This is a genomic window from Arthrobacter sp. NPDC080073, from assembly GCF_040686575.1.
Taxonomy (GTDB): Bacteria; Actinomycetota; Actinomycetes; order Actinomycetales; family Micrococcaceae; genus Arthrobacter.
Map to the genome: position 1 here is coordinate 48,656 of NZ_JBFBKR010000008.1, position 15,687 is coordinate 64,342.

Annotated in this window: 14 protein-coding genes; 11 read left to right on the forward strand and 3 right to left on the reverse strand. The window is 65.5% G+C overall.

The window, feature by feature from the left end; all coding sequences use genetic code 11:
* Position 1 precedes the first annotated feature (1 nt).
* The 10 genes from AB0O52_RS11220 to AB0O52_RS11265 all read left to right on the forward strand — a co-directional run bounded on the left by AB0O52_RS11220 (position 2) and on the right by AB0O52_RS11265 (position 11,900).
* Positions 2-2,158: a dipeptide/oligopeptide/nickel ABC transporter permease/ATP-binding protein gene (locus AB0O52_RS11220; RefSeq protein ID WP_364537527.1), complete on the forward strand. Its 2,157-nt coding sequence runs from the start codon at positions 2-4 to the stop codon at positions 2,156-2,158.
* On the forward strand, positions 2,155-2,961 hold the full coding sequence (locus tag AB0O52_RS11225) for an ATP-binding cassette domain-containing protein (protein WP_364537529.1): 807 nt from the start codon (positions 2,155-2,157) through the stop codon (positions 2,959-2,961). The genes AB0O52_RS11220 and AB0O52_RS11225 overlap by 4 nt, the downstream gene beginning before the upstream one ends.
* Positions 2,962-2,997: 36 nt before the next feature.
* Complete coding sequence (locus AB0O52_RS11230) at positions 2,998-3,915, forward strand: dihydrodipicolinate synthase family protein (RefSeq protein WP_364537531.1); 918 nt, start codon at positions 2,998-3,000, stop codon at positions 3,913-3,915.
* A 638-nt stretch (positions 3,916-4,553) separates the two neighbouring features.
* Positions 4,554-5,513: an ROK family protein gene (locus AB0O52_RS11235; protein WP_364537533.1), complete on the forward strand. Its 960-nt coding sequence runs from the start codon at positions 4,554-4,556 to the stop codon at positions 5,511-5,513.
* Positions 5,514-5,551: 38 nt separating this feature from the next.
* A complete protein-coding gene (locus tag AB0O52_RS11240) occupies positions 5,552-6,238 on the forward strand; it encodes an N-acetylmannosamine-6-phosphate 2-epimerase (protein WP_364537535.1) in 687 nt (228 codons plus the stop codon).
* A 64-nt stretch (positions 6,239-6,302) separates the two neighbouring features.
* Positions 6,303-7,763, forward strand: a complete 1,461-nt coding sequence (locus AB0O52_RS11245; protein WP_364537537.1) for an NAD(P)/FAD-dependent oxidoreductase — start codon at positions 6,303-6,305, stop codon at positions 7,761-7,763.
* A 73-nt stretch (positions 7,764-7,836) separates the two neighbouring features.
* Positions 7,837-8,556 carry an ABC transporter ATP-binding protein gene (locus AB0O52_RS11250; RefSeq protein WP_364537539.1) on the forward strand — a complete coding sequence of 240 codons (720 nt, stop codon included), beginning with the start codon at positions 7,837-7,839 and terminating at the stop codon, positions 8,554-8,556.
* The gene (locus tag AB0O52_RS11255) at positions 8,553-10,589 is read left to right on the forward strand and encodes a YhgE/Pip domain-containing protein (RefSeq protein WP_364537541.1); all 2,037 of its coding nucleotides are present in this window, start codon (positions 8,553-8,555) and stop codon (positions 10,587-10,589) included. Before AB0O52_RS11250 ends, AB0O52_RS11255 begins: the two co-directional genes overlap by 4 nt.
* Positions 10,586-11,218, forward strand: coding sequence for a TetR/AcrR family transcriptional regulator (locus AB0O52_RS11260; RefSeq protein ID WP_364537543.1), 633 nt, complete (start codon positions 10,586-10,588; stop codon positions 11,216-11,218). The genes AB0O52_RS11255 and AB0O52_RS11260 overlap by 4 nt, the downstream gene beginning before the upstream one ends.
* Before the next feature lie 70 nt (positions 11,219-11,288).
* The gene (locus tag AB0O52_RS11265) at positions 11,289-11,900 is read left to right on the forward strand and encodes a hypothetical protein (RefSeq protein ID WP_364537545.1); all 612 of its coding nucleotides are present in this window, start codon (positions 11,289-11,291) and stop codon (positions 11,898-11,900) included.
* Here the strand turns inward: AB0O52_RS11265 and AB0O52_RS11270 are convergent.
* Entirely contained in the window at positions 11,873-12,829 is a 957-nt protein-coding gene (locus tag AB0O52_RS11270) for an EamA family transporter (protein ID WP_364537547.1), read from the reverse strand. The genes AB0O52_RS11265 and AB0O52_RS11270 overlap by 28 nt on opposite strands.
* Positions 12,830-12,901: 72 nt before the next feature.
* On the opposite strand from AB0O52_RS11270, the gene AB0O52_RS11275 reads away from it, so the two are divergent.
* Positions 12,902-13,861: a LysR family transcriptional regulator gene (locus tag AB0O52_RS11275; protein WP_364537549.1), complete on the forward strand. Its 960-nt coding sequence runs from the start codon at positions 12,902-12,904 to the stop codon at positions 13,859-13,861.
* Between the two features lie 84 nt (positions 13,862-13,945).
* On the opposite strand, the gene AB0O52_RS11280 is transcribed toward AB0O52_RS11275, so the two are convergent.
* The gene (locus AB0O52_RS11280) at positions 13,946-14,476 is read right to left on the reverse strand and encodes a histidine phosphatase family protein (protein ID WP_364537551.1); all 531 of its coding nucleotides are present in this window, start codon (positions 14,474-14,476) and stop codon (positions 13,946-13,948) included.
* A 145-nt stretch (positions 14,477-14,621) separates the two neighbouring features.
* A complete protein-coding gene (locus AB0O52_RS11285; RefSeq protein ID WP_284984188.1) occupies positions 14,622-15,491 on the reverse strand; it encodes a winged helix-turn-helix domain-containing protein in 870 nt (289 codons plus the stop codon).
* Between the last annotated feature and the right edge of the window lie 196 nt (positions 15,492-15,687).

Sequence of the window (15,687 nt, forward strand, 5' to 3'; positions counted from 1 at the left end):
CATGCGCAGCAGACTTGCTGAACGGCTCAGCGCTCCGGGCGTCCGCTTCAAGTCCCTCCCCTGGGGATCGCGTTTTGCCCTGTTGTTCCTTGTGGCCATCGCCCTGGCGGCGATCTTCGCGCCGGTCATCGCGCCGCATGATCCCCTGGAAACGTTCATTCCGGCGCAGGCTCCGGACGGCGACCACTTCTTCGGCACCGACCGCCTCGGCCGCGACGTCTTCTCCCGGCTCCTTTACGGCTCACAGTCTTCGCTCATGATCGGCCTCGGCGCGGTGGCCCTGGCGATCGTCATCGGCGCGGTGCTTGGCTCGCTCGCCGCGACATCCAGCAAGGCCGTCAACGAGATCATCATGCGGCTCATGGACATCCTCATGGCATTCCCGGGGATCGCCCTCGCAGCCGTGCTGTTGGCGGCATTCGGCAACTCGGTACCGACCATCATCGTCGCCATCGCCATCATCTACACCCCGCAGCTCGCCCGCGTGGTCCGCGCCAACGTGCTCGCCCAATACGGCGAAGACTACGTCCGCGCCGAACGGGTGATGGGTGCCAACCGCCCCTACATCCTGCTCAAGCACATTGTCCGCAACACGGCCGCCCCGGTGCTGGTTTTCGCCACGGTCATGGTGGCCGACGCCATCATCCTCGAAGCCTCGCTGTCCTTCCTCGGCGCCGGAGTCCAGGATCCCGCGCCGTCGTGGGGCAACGTGATTTCCTACGGCCGCAACCTGGTCCTCTCGGGCGGCTGGTGGGCAACCACCTTTGCCGGCCTCACCATCCTGCTCACCGTGCTTGCGCTGAACATCCTCGCCGAGGGCCTCACCGATGCCATGGTGAACCCGAAGCTGCGCAAGGCTCCCGTGGTGAAGGACGACGACGGTGCTGCCGCTGCTTTTGCGGGCGCGGCGGTGGCAGGTGCCGCCATCGATACCGAGATCGCGACGTCGGTGGCCCAACCATCCGTTGTGGAACAGCATGAGCTCGACGGCGTGCGGGACGCCAACGGCGATCCGCACGCCGTCGAGGACTACGCGGCGTCGGTCCTGAACGATGCTCGTGTCCTTAACAACCCGAGGCTCGCAGCGGAGAATCCCCACGCCCTGCTGAACAAGGAACTCGAACTCCTCGCTTCCATCGAGGCGAAGCGCACGGACCGGCTCCCCCAGGTCCCCGGTGATGCCCGGAACGTGCTGGAGGTCAAGAACCTGTCCATCCGCTTCCCCGGCCGTTTCGGCGAAACCGCGATCGTGGACAACGTCTCCTTCACTGTCCGCGAAGGGGAAACCATGGGCCTGGTGGGCGAATCCGGTTGCGGAAAGTCCATCACGTCCCTCGCGATCATGGGCCTCCTGCCCAAGACCGCCGACATCACCGGTTCCATCACCTTTGATGGCAAGGAACTCCTGGATTCCGGCTCGAAGCACAGCAATGCGAAGGCCTACCAGGGCCTGCGCGGCGAACAGATCGCCATGGTCTACCAGGATGCGCTGAGCTCGCTCAACCCGTCCATGAAGATCAAGGAGCAAATGACCCAGCTGACCAAGCGCGGCGGCCGCAAGACCCCCGCCGAGTTGCTGGAAATGGTGAAGCTCGATCCCGTCCGCACGCTCGCGAGCTACCCGCACGAGCTCTCCGGCGGCCAGCGCCAACGCGTCCTGATCGCCATGGCGCTCTCCCGCTCGCCGAAGATCGTGGTGGCAGACGAACCGACCACCGCCCTCGACGTCACCGTCCAGAAGCAAGTCGTGAAACTGCTCAACGAACTGCGCGAACAACTCGGCTTCGCCATGGTCTTCGTCAGCCACGACCTCGCCCTGGTAGCCTCCCTGGCGCACCGGATCACCGTCATGTACGCCGGCCAGGTGGTGGAATCGGCACAGGCTTCGGAGCTCCTGCAGAACCCCCGGCACGAATACACCCGCGGTTTGCTGGGCGCTGTCCTGTCGATCGAGGCCGACGCCGTCCGCCTCCACCAGATCCCCGGAACCGTCCCGTCCCCGCGCGACTTCGCTCCCGGCGACCGCTTTGCGGCCCGCTCGTTGAGGCCCGACGCCGACCCGAACCAGCAATTGGTCCTCGCCGTTGTTGAACCGGCCGGTGGCGGAGCAGACCGCGACCACTACTGGGCCAGCCACCTGAAGGAGGACGCAAAATGAGTGTTTCAACCGGTAAGCCGGTCATCGAACTCAAAGACGTCAAGGTCCACCACCGGGCCCGCACTGGCGGCTTCTTCCGGCCCAACATCGTCAAGGCCGTCAACGGCGTCGACTTCAGCATCAGCCGAGGCGAGACCATAGGCGTCGTCGGCGTGTCCGGCTGCGGCAAGTCAACGCTCGCTTCGGTGCTCGTGGGACTCCAGGTCCCGACGTCCGGCCAGGTGCTCTTCCACGGCAAACCGGCCATCAAACGCAACGCCCGGATGCGCAAGGAATTCGGACGAGCCGTATCCGTGGTCTTCCAGGACCCGGCCACGGCACTCAATCCGCGCATGACCATCCAGGACATCCTCACCGATCCCTTGCACGTGCACGGCATCGGCAACGCCGCGTCCCGCTCGGACAAGGTCAAGGAACTACTGGCCCTCGTCGGCTTGCCGCAATCGGCTGCCGAGGTCACGCCGTCGCAGGTTTCCGGCGGCCAGCGCCAGCGCGTGGCGATCGCCCGTGCCCTCGCCCTGGACCCGGACATCATCGTGGCGGACGAGCCGACGTCGGCCCTCGACGTGTCCGTCCGCGCCCAAGTCCTGAACCTGCTGTCCGACCTGAAAACCCAGCTGAACCTCGGCATGGTGTTCATTTCGCACGACATCCAAACCGTCCGCTACGTCTCCGACCGCATTTGCGTCATGTACTTCGGACAGATCGTCGAGGAAGGCCCGGCCGCGCAGGTCTTCGACAACCCGAGCAACGACTACACCAAGAAGCTGCTCGGCGCCGCGCCCAGCCTGCTCCACACCTAAGTTTTTCCCATTCAGATCCAAACAACGGAGATTTCTGTGTCTACTCAGTTCCAGGGCGTCATTCCCCCGGTCATCACCCCCCGCCACGCAGACGGCCGCGTCGACACCGCGTCCCTGAAGAACGTCACCAAACACCTGCTCGACGGCGGCGTGTCCGGCCTCTTCGTGTTGGGCTCCTCAGGCGAGGTCCCCTACATGACCAACGATGAGCGCGAACTCGTGGTCTCCACGATCGCCGACGCAAACGCCGGTGCGGTTCCCCTGATTGTGGGCGCCAACGAACAAACCACCAACCGCGTCATCGAAGAAGCACGCAAGGTTGTTGACCTCGGCGCCGACGCAATCGTGGTCACCTCCATGTACTACGCCATCGGCAACGCCCAGGAGAACGAAACCCACTTCCGCAGCATCCACGCTGCCGTAGACAAGCCGATCTTCGCCTACGACGTCCCCGTCCGCACCCACTTCAAGCTGCCCACCGACCTCCTGGTCCGCCTCGGCCGCGACGGCGTCATCGCCGGCGTCAAGGACTCCTCCGGCGACGACGTCTCCTTCCGCCAACTCGTCCTCGCCGCCAAGGACATCCCCAACTTCGACATCTTCACTGGCCACGAAATAGTCGTGGACGGGGCCCTCCTCGCCGGCGCCCAGGGCGTAGTCCCCGGCCTCGGCAACGTCGACCCCTCCGGTTACCGCCGCCTGTTCGACGCCACCCAAGCCGGAGACTGGACCGCCGCCGCCGCCGAACAGGACCGCCTGGCCGACCTCTTCGACATCGTCTACACCCCCAACGGCCGAGTCTCCGGCGGTGCAGCAGGACTGGGCGCCTTCAAGACCGCCCTCCAAATCATGGGCATCATCGAATCCAACACCATGAGCGCCCCGATGCTCTCCCTGAACGCCGAAGAAACCACCGCAATCCGAACGATCCTCGAGCGCAACGGCCTGGTCTAGGGGACGGCGCCGGCTTCGCGGCTTAGCTTCGGATCTGCGCTCACCTAAGCGGGTTGCAGTCAGCGTCACCTTTGGTGGGTTCCAGTGGTCGGGTCGTGCCGCAGGACCAGTTTTGCCGTCCCTTAGACACCTCCCGGACGTCGCCTCTTGTGGGTTGCCGGACGTCACCTCAGCTTGTTGCCATGGTCGGGTCGTGCCGCAGGACCAGTTTTGCCGTCCCTTAGACACCTCCCGACGCACTGCTACAGTCGCTGAGCGACTTCCGCAATGCTTTGGTCGGCGATGCGGGACTACACAAAACCGTCCCTCCGCCACTCGGGCGATCGGGTCACCTATGTAGCGGGGCCGGGATCTGTACCGTGCCGCTGTGGGCGGCAAGGTCCCGATCGGTGAGTCGACATCGCAAAGCGCGGGCGCATTGTTTCGTGTAGGCGCGCATCGCCGACCAGAGTTCTGCGGAGGTCGCTTAGCGACCGTAGCGGAACGTCGGGAGGTGTCTAAGCGCCGGCGAAATGATGGGTCCGCGCTGACCCAGCCACAACTGACTTGACCACAGATAAAGCGCAGTCCGGCGCAGGACCAACCACAGCTAACCTGACCACAGACAAAACCCAGCAAGAGATCCGGAGGACAAAAACATGATGTACGTGGTCGGGGTTGATCTTGGTGGGACGAAGACTGCTGCCGGGGTTGTGGGGGCCGATGGGGAGGTGTTGTTTTCGGAGCAGATTCCTACGCTGAACCGGGGCGGGGGTGATGCCATTTTGAAGGCGACTGGGGCGCTCGTGGGGCGGCTCATGCGGCGGGCGGCGGGTGAGGGAATCGACGTCGGGCGTGTCGGCGTGGGTTCGGCCGGGGTCATCGATGCCGTGAATGGTGAAGTGGTTTCGGCGACCGATGCGATTCTGGGGTGGGCCGGGACGAGGTTGACCGCCGGTTTGGCGCAACTCCTTGGCTTGCCCCGGGGGTCGGTCAGCGCGGTCAACGACGTGCATGCGCATGCTCTGGGTGAGGCGTGGCGTGGGGCCGCCGCAGGGTCTTCGAGTTCGTTGATGGTGGCGTTCGGGACGGGTGTGGGCGGCAGCTTTGTGTTGGACGGCTCTCCTGTTTTGGGGCACCGCTATGTGGGTGGGCATGTGGGGCACTTTGCTTCACCGTACGCCTATCACGAGGGCACGGCTCTCCCGTGCGTGTGCGGGGGGTCGGGTCACGTCGAGGCGATTGCTTCGGGGCCGGCCATCCATGAATCCTTCGTCCGTTTCGGCGGCTCCCCCGATGTACCGGACACCCGTGCTGTATTTGCCTTGGCGCAAGTCGCTTCCGCCAGCGGCTCCCCTGACAGTGCTGCCGCCATCAAAGCCATCGGCGCGGGCGCGGGTGCCGCCGGGCAGGCGATCGGCGGGCTCGTCAACATCCTCGACCCGGAGACGGTCGTAGTTTCCGGCGGCCTGGCCGATGCAGGAGATTTCTGGTGGAAACCCATGGAACGGGCCCTGCGCAAAGAGCTCATGGCCCCGTTTGCTGACCTTCCCGTGCTTCGCGCCGCGCTAGGCAATACCGCCGCCATTGTGGGCGCGGCCAAACTCGTCCTGAACTAACACCCGAACTCCCAAATACCCTCGCAAGGAGACACCCCATGATCCTGACCCTCGATGGCCTCGACGCCCTCCGCTCGCAGCTGATCGTCTCCTGCCAGGCGTACCCGGGCGAGCCAATGCGCGATCCCCGGACGACCAGCCAGGTGGCGGCGTCGGCGGTTATCGGTGGTGCCGCGGCCGTCCGGGTCCAGGGCCTCGCGGACGTCCAGTTCACCCGTACTGCTGTGGAGGTTCCGGTGATCGGGCTCTGGAAGGACGGCCACGACGGCGTCTTCATCACCCCCACGCTCCGGCACGCCCTCGCCGTCGTGAATGCCGGCGCCCACGTCGTGGCTATTGACGGCACGCGGCGTCCGCGTCCCGACGGATTGACCCTCAAGCAAACCGTTGATGGAATCCACGCCGAATCGCATGCTCTGGTCATGGCTGACTGCGGTTCCTACACTGATGCAATGGCCGCCGTCGAAGCCGGCGCGGACGTGATCGGCACTACGCTGGCCGGGTATACCGGTGAGCGTTCCAAGACGGACGGCCCCGATCTTGAGCTTCTCGCGGAGATCGCCGGCGCCGGACTAGGAAAGCCGCTCATCGCCGAGGGGCGCATCCACACCCCCGCCCAGGCCCGCCAGGCCCTCGACGCCGGGGCGTTCGCGGTGGTCGTCGGCACCGCCATCACCCATCCGGCCAGCATTACGGGCTGGTTCAAGGACGCCATGCACGCCTGACTTCCGCTAGAAACCCGGCCCCGGGTCCCAGAACCGAGCCTGCCTCCGGGCGTAGGCTTCTCCCATGGCTGAGGAGAATATCCGGGAATTCGATGTGATCGTGATCGGCGCCGGGGCGGTGGGTGAAAACGTTGCAGACCGAGTGGTCCGGGGCGGGCTTACCGCGGCCATTGTCGAGGCTGAGCTGGTCGGAGGGGAATGCTCCTACTGGGCCTGCATACCATCCAAAGCGCTCCTTCGGCCTGGAACTGCCTTGCATACCGCACAATCAGTGCCCGGAGCATCGGACTCCGTCACGAAGGTCCTGGATCCGGCGCCGGTCCTGGAGAACCGCGACTACTTCACCAACAAATGGCAGGACGACGGAGCTGTCCAGTGGCTCGTGGACACCGGCATCGAACTCATCCGGGGCCGGGCGCGCATCACGGGCCCCCGCGAAGTCCAAGTGGATGGCAAGGACGGCAACAGCTACTCGCTCAAAGCCCATCACGCCGTGGTGGTGGCCACCGGATCCACGCCGCTCATCCCGAAAATCGACGGCCTGCGCGCTGTCCCGTACTGGACAACCCGCGGCGCCACGTCTGCACGGCAAATCCCCGGACGGTTCATAGTGCTCGGTGGCGGAGTTGCCGGCGTCGAACTTGCCCAGGCGTTCGCCCGCCTGGGCTCGACGGTCACAATAGTTGCCCGAGGCAGGCTGCTCAGTACTTTTCCCGAGGAGGCCGCCAATCTGGTTGCTGCGGGACTGCGGGCCGACGGCATCGATCTTCGGCTTGGGACGGACACCGCGCGCGTCGAACACGACCCGGACCACGCCTTCAGCGTCACCCTCGGCGACGGGACGGTCTTGAACAGTGACGAGTTGCTCGTGGCAACGGGCCGGCGGCCGAACCTGGACAACTTGGGACTTGAGAACGTGGGGCTCGACGCCGAAGACGGCAAGGCTTTGCGCCTCACCACGGACTCGAGCGGCTTGGTTGAGGGCGCCGCCAGCGACGGCACCAGCGGGCTGTGGCTTTACGCGGCTGGCGATGCGGCCGGCGCTGCCCTCCTCACGCATCAAGGCAAGTACGAGGCGCGGGCAACCGGCGATGCCATCGTGGCCCGGGCCAAGGGAACCCTCCACGGCACCCCGAAGCCCTGGAGTTCCTTCGCCAAAACAGCCGACGAATATGCGATCCCCAGCGTGGTCTTCACGGATCCGGAAGTGGCATCCGTGGGCCCCAGCCTCAAGCAGGCCCTCCAAAAGGGCATCAACGCAAGCTCGGTGGAACTGCCCATCAACGTGTCCGGATCCCAGCTACATTCGAAAAATTACCAAGGCTGGGCACAACTGATAGTGGACGAGGACCGGAAGGTGCTGGTGGGCGCGACGTTCGCCGGTCCTGGGGTGGCCGAGCTTTTGCATGGCGCAACCATCGCGATTGTGGGCGAAGTCCCGTTGGACCGGCTGTGGCACGCGGTGCCGTCGTTCCCGACGATCAGCGAGGTGTGGCTGCGCCTGCTGGAGAAGTACGGCCTGTAAGCATCTATTTGAACTGACTGGTCAGTTCAGTTACAATTGGGAGCAGACTACTGGTTCTGCGAAAGGTCCAATTGTGCTGTCTGCACAGCAACTCCAGATCGACGGCCGCCGGGACGATCTTCTGCCTCCCACTTCCCTCGAAACCGGGCGCGGGGAACTCCTCCTGGTCAGCGGCGACGGCCAGGACCAGCGCACGGCATTGGCACTCGCGCTGAGCGGCCGGATGAAGCCAAGCAAAGGCCTCCTGAGCTGGGACAACTCGGCAAAGACCAAGAAGATCCGGGCGGCAAGCGCCCTGATTGACGCTCCCGGCGTCAACGAGCCAGAGCAGCACTTGAGCGTGCGCGACCTCGTCACCGAAGACCTCTCCCTCATCCCCCGCCGCTACCGGGGCGCCCTCCTCAGCAAGCCGTGGCTCAAGGTCAACCGCTTCGAGGACATCGCCGGGCTCTGGATTGAGCAGCTTCCAGCAGACCGCCGCCTCGAGCTACTGACCGCCCTCGCCCTCGCTGACCCTGCCCTCGACCTCCTGGTGCTCGATTCCCCGGACCGGCACAGCGCGAACCCTGCGGACTGGCTTCCGAGGCTTGAGCAGTTGGCGTACGACGCCGGGCGGCCGCTCGCCGTCGTGGCGGTCGTTTCCGCCCTCCCGGACAACTGGGACGGCCCTGCCGCGGTGATCGGAAACTCGATCATGCATACGGCACCCGCCGAGCCGGCCGTCGAACCCCTCGAGCTCGCGCAAGAAGATCCCCAAGAAGTACCCGAAACCCTGCAAAGGACCGCAAAGTGACTGTTCTGCGGCTGGCCCGCTCCGAACTCAAGCGCATGACCGGCGGGCTCCTGCCTAAGCTGACCATCCTCGCCCTGACCATGGTTCCGCTGCTCTACGGAGCCGTGTACCTTTACGCGAACTGGGATCCTTACGGCAACCTGAACCAGATCGACGCCGCCCTGGTCGTCGAGGACGCGGGAGCCCAGCCAGCCAACGGCCCCGAACTGCAGGCAGGCCGGAAGGTTGCCGACAGCCTCGTGGAGGGCCACGTCTTCAACTGGCAGCGGGTGACCACCGCGGCGAAGGCCGACGCCGGTGTGGAATCCGGCAAATACGCCTTCGCGCTGAAGATTCCGAAGGACTTCTCAGCCAACCTGGTCTCTCCCGGCAGCTTCGACGCCGCCAACCAGGCGATGCTCAACGTCACTACCAACGACGCGAACAACTACCTCCTCAGCACCATCGTGGACAAGCTCACCACCGCGGTGCACTCCACCGTGGCCAAGGAAGTCGGTGAGGAAACGGCCAACCAACTCCTCACGGGCTTCGGCACCATCCACGCCTCCATCGTCAAGGCCTCCGATGGCGCTTCCCAGCTCGCCGACGGCGTCGGCAAACTCAGCGACGGAGCGGCGACCCTCCACGACGGCACCAGCAAGCTCAGCAGCGGCGCGTCCGAGCTTCTGGCGGGACAATACAAACTGCGCGACGGCGCCAATCAGCTGAACGCCGGCGCCGGGCAGCTCAGCGCAGGGCTCACCGAACTGAAGAACAAGACCGCGTCCCTCCCGGCCGATTCACAAAAGCTCGCCGACGGCGCCGCCCAAGTAGCCGCCGGAAACGCACAGCTGAACGCGAAAGTCCAGGACGTCGTCGGGCAACTCTCGGCGTTCGACGCCGGGGCGCGCGACCGCGTCGTGGGCAGCACCCAGAGACTCGTGGCGGGTGGTGTCATCACGCAGGACCAGGCCAATAAGATCATGGCGGACTTCGACACTGCCGCTGTGTCCGGCCCGGTCACTGACGCCAAAGCCAAGATCTCGGCCGATGCCGTCCAGATCCAACAGCTTTCCAACGGATCGGCCGCTGTCAGTGCGGGTGCCGCCAAACTTGCGGGCGCCACCCCGGCGCTTACTGGCGCCATCGGCCAGGCCTCGACAGGCGCGGACCAGCTCAGCTCCGGCGCCGCGACGCTGGCCGCGGGTGAACAGTCTGCCGTCAACGGCACGGCGGCCCTCGCCGACGGTGCCGCAAAGCTCGACGACGGCGCGGCGCAGCTTGCCAGCGGTGCAGCCACGGCCGCGGACGGATCCCGCACCTTGGCGAGCGAGTTGGCGAAGGGCGCGGGCAAGGTCCCGAACCCGAACGACGCCCAGAAGAGCGAGGTGTCCAAGGTGATCGCCGATCCGGTCGCGGTCAACAACGTTTCGCAGGCGAAGGCAGGGTCCTACGGTGCCGGCCTGGCCCCGTTCTTCCTGACGCTGTCCCTCTGGATCGGCGTGTTCATGCTGGTCCAGGCCATGCGTCCCATCACGCAGCGGGCTTTGGCCTCGAACGCTCCGTCGTGGAAAATCGCCGTCGGCGGCTGGCTGCCGTTCTTCGTGGTGTCCGTGCTGCAGGCCAGCATCCTCACCCTCGTGGTGGACCTGGGGCTGGGGCTCAACGCGGCCCACCCGGTATGGATGTGGTTGTTCATGCTGGCTGCTGTCATGGCGTTCACGGCCCTCATCCAGGGCATCGTGGCTTTGCTGGGAACCCCTGGAAAGTTCGTGGTGCTGGTGCTGCTGGTCCTGCAATTGGTGTCTTCCGGCGGAACGTTCCCGTGGCAAACCACCCCCATGCCTTTGCATGTGGTGCACGAGATCATGCCGATGGGCTACGTGGTGACCGGCATGCGGCACCTGATCTACGGCGGCGATTTGTCCATGATCTGGCCGATTGTCCTGGGCCTGCTTGGCTACACTGTGCTGGGAGCCGCGCTTTCCACGCTGGCCGTACGTAAGCACAAGTTCTGGACCCTCAAGACCCTGAAGCCGGAGATCGCGGTATGAGCATGCAAGAGCCGGATGTCCCCGGGCTCCCGGAGAAGAAGCTCCGCCCGGCCCGCACCAACGCGACCAAGCAGCGGCTCTTCGACGCTTCCATGGAGCTGATCGGCGAGCGCGGCGCAGCAGGCGTTACGGTGGACGAAATCGCGGCCGCAGCCGGAGTGTCGAAGGGAACGGTCTACTACAACTTCGGGAGCAAGTCCGATCTGATCGCCCAGTTGCTGCGTCACGGCGTCGACATCATGCTCGGGCGGCTCCAGAGAATCGAAGGCCTGCACGCCGATCCGCTCGAGGCCATGGAAGCCATGCTCGGGCAAGCCATGGACTTCATGGACGATTACCCGTCCTTCGCGCGGCTCTGGATCAGCGAGAACTGGCGGACACCCAGCGAATGGGGCAAGCTCTTCGTCGAACTCCGCAGCGAATTGCTGGCGGTGATCGGCGCGGCCATCGAAAAGGTCGCCTCCACCTACACCGTGGATACCGGCATTGCCCGGGGCAGCCTCGAGGCGGCGATGTTCGGAGCGATCTTCGTGGTGGGCCTTGACCGGCAGACGTACAACCCCGAGCGCACCCGCGAACAGAGCATAGCTGCCATCATGACCATCATGCGCGGCTATGTGCTGCGGTAACGGTATGGCAACTGCCGCGTCATGAGGCGTGGTGATGCTCCGGTCAGGGATGATTAATCCCATGCGTCACATGGGGAACAGCGGAAAGCTTGCGATCATCTCTGCCGTGGTGTCCGCTGGTTTGCTGGTGCTCCTCGCCATCACCCTTGAGGAAACCGTGATGTACACCTTCCTCGGAGTCTTGGCAGTTGGCTACTTGGCGTGCGTCGCCGAGGTTTTCGCCCGCCGAAGGTACTTCATGCTGGTTCTCGGAGCCATCTCGACGATCCTGTTCATCGCTTTCGGAATCGCGTTCCTGCGCATGTGGGGCCTTGCCTTCAACCAGGACGAGAATGCCCTGGGCAGCGCGGTCAGCACCAAAGATTCGGACATCTACTTCTACCTCGCCGCACTCGCCGGGTGCATCTCCCTGCTGGTCTTGTTCGTGGCGGCGGTATGGCCCTCCCGCAAGAACCGTGGGAAGGTCGCGGCCCGACAGGGTGCCCGGCGTCCGGCGGCCCGTCCGGCGTCGCGTCCTTCCCCGGCACCCGCCAGGCCCGCCCAGCGGCCGGCGGCCCGTCCGGCGTCGGGGACTGCGAAGCGTCCTGCGCCCCGCAGCCCGGCAGCGCCTACCAAGCGCGCGACGTCCGGATCCCTTCCTCCGCGATCGCCGGTTCAGCGCAAGCCGGCCCCCAAGCGCTGACGCACTTCGGGCGCCCCCACATCCACGGGCTTAGCCCGCAGCTGCAGCACGGCGGTCGCCACGCCGCCCAGCAGGAGGAGGCCGCCGGCCAGTTCCGGCGCCGTCGGGACCTCTGGGATGAGCAGCCACGCCGCGGTCATTCCCACCACAGGAACCAACAACGTGAACGGCACCACGGCCGAGCTCGGGTAAAGGCTGAGCAACCGGTTCCAGATGCCATAACCCACGAGCGAGGCGAACACGGCGGTGTAGATGGCGCTCAGGATGGTCGCCGGCTGAAGGTTGGCGAGGGTCCCGACGACGGCGGCCGGGCCATCCACGATGAGCGACAAGCCTGCGAGGGGCAACGGGACCACGGCTCCGGACCAGACCACCAGCCCCAGTCCCGAGGCCGCCTTGGCCTTGCGTGCGATGATGTTTCCTGCGGCCCAGGACAAAGCCGCTGCGAGCACGATCATGAGCGGCACCACCGGGGCCACCAAGCTTCGACCCACCGCTACGAGCGCCAGTCCGGCGACGCCCAGCACCACCCCTGTCAGTTGGCGCTTGCTGGGCCGCTCCCCGAGGAACCGGGCAGCCAACAGCACCGTCAGGAGTACTTGCGCCTGCAGTACCAACGAGGCGAGCCCGGCCGGCATGCCGAGGGCCATGCCAAGGTAGAGGAGGCCGAACTGCCCGGCGCTCATGAACAGCCCGACGCCGATGATCGCCTTCCAGCTCACGTCCGGTTTGCGGACGAAGAAGATGCAGGGGAACACCACCAGCACGAAGCGGATGGCCACGAACAGCAACGGCGGCACGTCCGCCGCGCCACCGCTCCCGTTGCCGCCAATTCCGCTTGCGGGATGGAGGCCAAAATCGATCGCAACGAAATTCAGGCCCCAAAGGACGGCGACAAGGACGGCGAGTGCTGAGTGTCGGATATTCACGATTCAACTCTGACAGCCGATCGGATGAAGCACCAGCGTTGAGTTCTGCATCAAATCATGTACGTTTGCTTCATGATTGAGATTGCGGCGCTACGGGCCCTCGTAGCAGTGGAACAGCAAGGCTCCGTGGTGGCGGCCTCGGAGGCCATGGGCTTCAGCCCGTCGGCAGTCTCCCAACAGATCAAGAAGCTCGAGAAGCAAAGTGGCGTGACCGTCCTCGAGCGCCACGGCCGCGGCGTGCTGCTCACCGACCGGGGCATGGCATTGGCCGAGTACGGACGCCGGATCCTGGGCGAATTGGAGGAGTTGCAGGCCACCCTGCTCGCCGACCCCGCGAAGCCGAGCGGAGTGCTTCGGCTCGTCGGGTTCTCGACGGCCTGCCGCGGCCTGGTCGGTCCGCTGCTCGGGAAACTGGGCGCGGCCCGGGCTGTTGCCCCCGCCTCTTCGGCTGTGGCGAGCTCCGGGCTTGACGGCTCCGGGCTTGAAATCCGGGTGGTGGCCGAGGACCCGCGCGAGGCCGTCCAAAGGGTCGCAACCGGTGAAGCCGATCTCGGCGTCGTGCACAACTGGCACTCAGTGCCTTTGGTGATTCCCGAGAACATGGTCCACGAGGACCTCTGCCTGGACACCGCCGACGTCCTGCTGAACTCAGCGCACCCGCTGGCCGGCCGGACCGCCGTCGAGCCTTCAGACCTGGTGGACGAACGATGGATCAGCACGCCGGCCGGTGCCATCTGCAATGAGGCGTTGCTGGCCATCTTCGCAGGCCTCGGGCGCGTGCCGGACATCCGCATCTTCGACCCCGACTTTTCCACGCATATCGCCATGGTTCAGCAGGGGGTTGCGGTGGCCCTCGTGCCGCGGCTCGGCAGGCCCGAACTCCCCGCCGGAGTTGTGGCGGTACCCGTGGTCAACCCGATGCAGCAACGCCAAGTGGGAATCGTGTACCGGAAGACCATGACGGCAAGCCCCAGCATCCGCCACGTGGTGGGCTTGCTGCAGGATGTGGCCGCGGGCCTCGACGTCGGCTAGCTGCCCGCCGGCCGCGCGAATTGGCAGCAAATGCCCTCTGCCGGCGCGGCAAGGGGCATTTGCTGCCGATTCGCGCCAAGGATTTTACTTCCTGGGGCGGGGAACCGCGAAGTGGGTCAGGCGGGCATCCTGCCCATCGAGTTCAGCCCACGGCTTTTCGAGTTCCATCACGGTCAAGGCGCTGGTGGGGTAACGCGTCGCGGCATCCATGTAGGCGTCGTGGTCGGAGTCGCGGGAAGCCAAGTGCATCGCGAGGTCCTGCACTCCGGGCATGTGCGAGAAGATCATGAGTGTCGTGACGGTTTCCGGCACGTGGTTGATGACGGTCAACATCCGCTGCGCGGAGGCGGCGTACAGGCCGTCCTCGAGTTTCGGCGTCGGGGCCTTATCCCCCAGCTCGCTGCACACCCACGTGCAGGTCTGCCGGGTCCGCAGCGCCGACGAACACAGGATGAAGTCCGGAATCACGTGGTGCTTGAGGAGCCATTTCCCGGCGAGGGGCGCCTCCCGGTGGCCACGCTCGGCAAGGGGTCGCTCATGATCCGGCACCCCAAGGGGCCAGTCCGACTTCGCATGCCGCATGATCACCAGCCGCTTGATGTGATGCTCGCTCATCCCCCCACCCTACTATCCCAACTAGCTCGCATTAGATGTCGTTTTGGGGCCTGTAAACGACAACAAATGCGAGTCAGTTGGGTCGGCCGCGGAAGCGAAAGCGCCCGCCCCCAAACAGGGAGCGGGCGCCTTGAGCGCGTGGAGACTAGATCGAGTATTCCGGAGCGGCCCAGACGATGACCTCGGGGTGCTCGTAGAAGCGGTAGCCCTGGCCCCGTACCGTGCGGACGGTGTTTGCGAGGCGGCCGAGCTTGGAGCGGAGGCGCCGGATGTGGACGTCGATGGTTCGCTCGTTGGGGACCTCTTCGGCGTTGCGCCACAGGCCCTCGAGGAGTTCATCGCGGCCAACGGTACGGGTGCCGTTCTCAACGAGGTAGTTGAGAAGCTCGAATTCCTTGAACGTGAGGTTCAGGGATTCGCCGTCGAGGTGCACTTCGCGGCGGGCGAGGTCGATCAAGACGCCGGACGGGCGGGCTTCCTGTGCAGGCTGCGGGCGGAGCGCCTCGGAACGCTGGCGGTTGCCGACGGTGGGGTCACCGAAAGTCGAACGGACGACGTCGAGCGCGGAACCGGGCGCGCTGGCGGGGGCTACCGCGACGGCGGCATAGCTCTCGGCGCCGGAGACGAGGGACTGCGCGTAGGCCCGGATTTCCTGGGCAAGCTTGGCGATGGATGTTCCGGCGGCCGCCGCGGTATCTTCGTCGATGCCCATGTAGAGCACGAACCCGCGGGCCACATTGTCGTTGGCAACGGGACGGATGGAGCGGTCCGCTGGAGCCAGGACAGGCGTGGGTGCGGTCATCGGCGAGGCCTCGTTGGCGGGAACAGCGCGGAGCTGGCCGTAGGAGTTGGGGTTGTAGCCCTGGGGGACATAGCCGGGTGCCTGGCTGCCACCCTGCGGTGCTGGCTGGGCGTAGGCCGGGCGGTTGCCGAAGCCGGGACGCAGGCCAGCGTTCGACGCGGCCTTATTGGCGTTACGGACGGAGATGTGGACGTATCCGGATGCAACTGACATGGATTGCTTACCTCAATGTGAATAGCCGTCATCGCGGCTTCGAATGCTGGTCTGGTCCCCGCAATGAGATGGGGAGGGGCGCCCGACGCTGGGCAGGGGGCGAATGCCTGAAACTTTTTGGGGTCTTAAGTTAGGCATGCATTCGACAACAGCTCATCGAAGAACCAGCGGGTGCGCTGGGCTCGATCGCTGCGGC